This is a genomic window from Tardiphaga sp. (assembly GCF_028290495.1).
In the GTDB taxonomy this organism is placed as follows: Bacteria; Pseudomonadota; Alphaproteobacteria; order Rhizobiales; family Xanthobacteraceae; genus Tardiphaga.
The window spans coordinates 1-3,697 of sequence record NZ_JAQGJT010000206.1 but is presented as its reverse complement, the minus strand read 5'-3'; the positions used below and the strand labels follow the sequence as shown (position 1 = coordinate 3,697).

Genomic DNA, 3,697 nt, shown 5'->3' with positions numbered 1-3,697 from the left:
TGCGCCACGTTCCGTCGCCGGTGTGGTTCGAGGTGAACGGTGCACGGGTCGCTCACCAGTCCGTCTGGATCAAGGCGACAGGAACACTTCCGGATGACCCGAGCCTTCATCGCGCCGCGCTCGCCTACCTCAGCGATTATTCGATTCTCGAGTCGGTGCTGCGCCGCCACAACCTGGCCTGGGCGACTCCGGGCTTGAGTGTCGCGAGCCTCGACCATGCCATGTGGTGGCACCGCCCTGGCCGCGTCGACGAGTGGCTGCTGTATGCCCAGGAGTCACCGAACGCGATCGGTGGACGCGGCCTGTCGCTCGGGCGCATCTTCAGCCGTGACGGCCGACTGCTCGCGAGCGTCGCCCAGGAGGGCATGATTCGCGTCCCCCGAAGCTAGCTCAGCGCGCCGGGGAAATCTCCGCGGCGGCCACGAAGTGCGGGAGAAGCGTCGCCCAGCCTCCGTTGTTTCGATCGTGCCAGGTCTGACCTTCGGCGCCGAGTCGATCCCATCCGCTGTGCGTGATCTCGACGCGCGTCGCGTCGGGGCCAACCGCGGTGAACCGGATTTCGACGTCCGTGGCATCCTCCCGAGTGCTGCGGAGATGCCACAGGTACGCGAAACCCGCCGGAGGATCCCACGCGGTGATCTCGCCCCAGTCGATCTCGGCCCCGTCGCTGGAGCGCTCGAAGATCCGACCGCCAAGACGGGGCTCGAGCATCACGGTGGCTTCTCGGTCACCCCGCGCGGTGTGGTCGGCTGGCCACCACGCGCCGATGCGCGCCGTCCAGGTGTCGAAGGCGTGGCGCACGCCGCACTCCACCTCGAACGAGATCTCGATCGGATCGATCATTCGTGCCCACCGGTGTTTTCGGCGAAGAGGCGAAAACGCGTCGCCGCATCGCCCCATACCGTTTCGAGGTAGCGCTGTACCGCTGCGACACCCTCGCTTCGGAGCTGGTACACCTGGCGCGTGCCGTGACGCTCGCTCGTAACGAGTCCGGCCTCGCCCAGGAGCCGAAGGTGGCGGGAAACCGCCGGGCGACTGATCGGCAAAGCGTCCGCGAGCTGCTGCACGGATCGCTCCCCAGCCCCCAGAAGGCGAAGGATGTCACGCCGGTGGGCGTCCCCGAGGGCTTCGAATGGTCCGGCCTGCGCCTCGGGCATCCGCTAGTGCCCCAATTCGGCGTGTCCCGATTCGACGCGAGCCTTGAGCCCGTCGACGAACTGACGGAATGACGGGTTCAGGTCGGGGATGGACTTGCCGATCGAGCCCGCGAGCGGGCCGGTGTACTGTTCGCGCATGTGCACGAGGACGCCTCCGGTCGGCGCCTCGGTCACGGAGTAGGTGCGCTCTCCCGTGAAGAGGCCGAGCGGCATCCCGCCCGTGAACACCAGCTGGCTCGGCGCCCGAAGCGTGGTGACCTTCACAGGGAACGTGCGCCCGGGCGCCACTTTCGACCGGATTCGGATCTTGTGGCCCTCGGCGATCGTTCCGTCGACGGCTTCGACACCGGAATCCCAGGATGGCCAGTCGGCCCCGTCGACCAGCACCGCCCACACCGCACTCGGTGTCGCATTAATCGTGGATGACGCCTCGAAAGCCAACATGGTGCTCCAATCCGAAATCCGTAACAGTACGGTTACGGTAACAGAAGGGTTACCAATGCGGAAGGCCCTACGCCCGCTTTCGGAACGCCACGGGCGTGCCGATGTACGGCGTCCATGCGGCCCGAAGATCCGCCGGGACCCGTGTGGGCCGATTCGTCTCGGCCGAGACCATCACCACCGTGGTCGCCGCCCGTGTGTACAGCACGCGGGGGCTCACTCCCACCGGCGAATAGATCTCGTAGCAGACGTCGAGGCTTGCGCCGCCGATGCCTCCCGCCCACATCTCGATGTCGAGGGGCGCGCGCAGGTAAGGAATTGGCTCGAGATATTCGATCTCCTGGCGGGAGATCAGGGCGAGCGTGGCAGCACCGGGACGGACATCCATCACCGCGGTCGGTACGTCGTCGTCAGCACCGGCGTCTGGGCGCCACATCGCCTGAATGCGCGCCTCCTCGAGAAGCCGCAGCATCTCGGCGTTGTTGACGTGCGCGTACGCGTCGAAGTCCGACCAGCGCAGCGGAATCTGAACGTGAACCCGGTTCATTGCACTCTCCCTCTCCGGTGATCGAGTAGCGCGCGACGAAGGAGCACGCGTATCGAGATCAGTCCCGCGTCAGCTTGCGATAGGCCGAACGGTGCGGCTTCGCCGCATCCGGCCCGAGACGGTCGACCTTGTTCTCCTCGTAGGACTCGAAGTTGCCCTCGAACCAGTGCCAGTTTCCGGGCGCGGCCTCTGTGCCCTCGTAGGCGAGGATGTGGGTGGCGATCCGGTCGAGGAACCACCGATCGTGAGTGATGACCACCGCACAGCCGGGGAACTCGAGGAGCGCGTTTTCGAGGCTGCCGAGGGTTTCGACATCCAGGTCGTTTGTGGGCTCGTCGAGGAGCAGGAGGTTGCCGCCCTGCTTCAGTGTGAGCGCGAGGTTCAGCCGGTTGCGCTCACCACCGGAGAGCACGCCCGCCTTCTTCTGCTGGTCCGGACCCTTGAATCCGAACTGCGAAACATAGCCGCGGGACGGGATCTCGGTCTTGCCGACCTGGATGTAGTCCTGCCCGTCGGACACGACCTCCCAGAGCGTCTTCGCCGGATCGATTCCGCCACGATCCTGGTCGACATACGAGATGTCGACCGTCTCACCGATCTTCAGGTCACCACCGTCGAGCGGCTCGAGGCCCGTAATGGTCTTGAACAGCGTGGTCTTGCCGACGCCGTTCGGGCCAATCACGCCGACGATGCCGTTTCGCGGAAGCGTGAACGTCAGGCCCTCGATGAGAACCCGGCCGTCGAAGCCCTTCTCGAGCTTCTTCGCATCGATGACCTGTGATCCGAGGCGAGGTCCGACCGGAATCACGAGCTCTTCGAAGTCGAGCTTGCGGGTCTTCTCCGCCTCGTTGACCATCTCCTCGTAGCGCGCGAGGCGCGCCTTCGACTTGACCTGGCGGCCCTTCGCGTTGCTGCGAACCCACTCGAGCTCCGAGGAGAGACGCTTGGCGAGCTTCGCATCCTTCTTGCCCTGGACGGTGAGGCGTTCCTGCTTCTTCTCGAGATAGGTCGAGTAGTTGCCCTCGTAGGGATACAGGTGACCGCGATCGACCTCGGCGATCCACTCGGCGACATGGTCGAGGAAGTATCGATCGTGGGTCACGGCGAGCACTGCGCCGGGGTACTTGGCCAGGTGCTGCTCCAACCACAGAACGCTCTCGGCGTCGAGGTGGTTGGTGGGCTCGTCGAGAAGCAGGAGGTCCGGCTTCTGGAGGAGAAGCTTGGTCAGCGCCACCCGGCGCTTCTCACCACCGGAGAGATTCGCTACCGCGTAGTCGCCGGGCGGCGTGCGAAGCGCATCCATGGCCTGCTCGAGCTGGGAATCGAGGTCCCAAGCATCCGCGGCGTCGATCTCTTCCTGCAGCGTGCCCATCTCGGCGAGCAGCGCGTCGAAGTCGGCGTCGGGTTCGGCCATCTCGAGGCCGATCGCCGCGTGGCGGTCGACCTTGGCCTTGATCGGGGCGACGCCCTCCTGAACGTTCTCGAGCACGGTCTTGGACTCGTCGAGCTCGGGCTCCTGCATGAGAATGCCGACGGAGTACCCGGGACTCAG

At 65.7% G+C, this 3,697-nt stretch carries 5 protein-coding genes and 1 pseudogene; 1 reads left to right on the top strand and 5 read right to left on the bottom strand.

The window, feature by feature from the left end; genetic code table 11:
- A pseudogene (locus tag JWQ24_RS28045) lies at positions 1–389 on the top strand (acyl-CoA thioesterase domain-containing protein); the annotation flags it as partial.
- 1 nt (position 390) lies between these two features.
- On the opposite strand, the gene JWQ24_RS28040 reads toward JWQ24_RS28045, so the two are convergent.
- From JWQ24_RS28040 to ettA, 5 genes are all read right to left on the bottom strand, one after another.
- Positions 391–843, bottom strand: coding sequence for an SRPBCC domain-containing protein (locus tag JWQ24_RS28040; RefSeq protein ID WP_299815735.1), 453 nt, complete (start codon positions 841–843; stop codon positions 391–393).
- On the bottom strand, positions 840–1,157 hold the full coding sequence (locus tag JWQ24_RS28035; RefSeq protein ID WP_299815732.1) for a metalloregulator ArsR/SmtB family transcription factor: 318 nt from the start codon (positions 1,155–1,157) through the stop codon (positions 840–842). The genes JWQ24_RS28040 and JWQ24_RS28035 overlap by 4 nt, the downstream gene beginning before the upstream one ends.
- Positions 1,158–1,160: 3 nt before the next feature.
- Entirely contained in the window at positions 1,161–1,601 is a 441-nt protein-coding gene (locus tag JWQ24_RS28030; RefSeq protein ID WP_299815729.1) for an SRPBCC domain-containing protein, read from the bottom strand.
- 67 nt (positions 1,602–1,668) lie between these two features.
- A complete protein-coding gene (locus tag JWQ24_RS28025) occupies positions 1,669–2,145 on the bottom strand; it encodes a thioesterase family protein (protein ID WP_299815726.1) in 477 nt (158 codons plus the stop codon).
- A gap of 58 nt (positions 2,146–2,203) precedes the next feature.
- Positions 2,204–3,697 (bottom strand): energy-dependent translational throttle protein EttA (gene ettA, locus JWQ24_RS28020; RefSeq protein WP_299815723.1); only part of this gene is annotated, 1,494 nt, incomplete at its 5' end.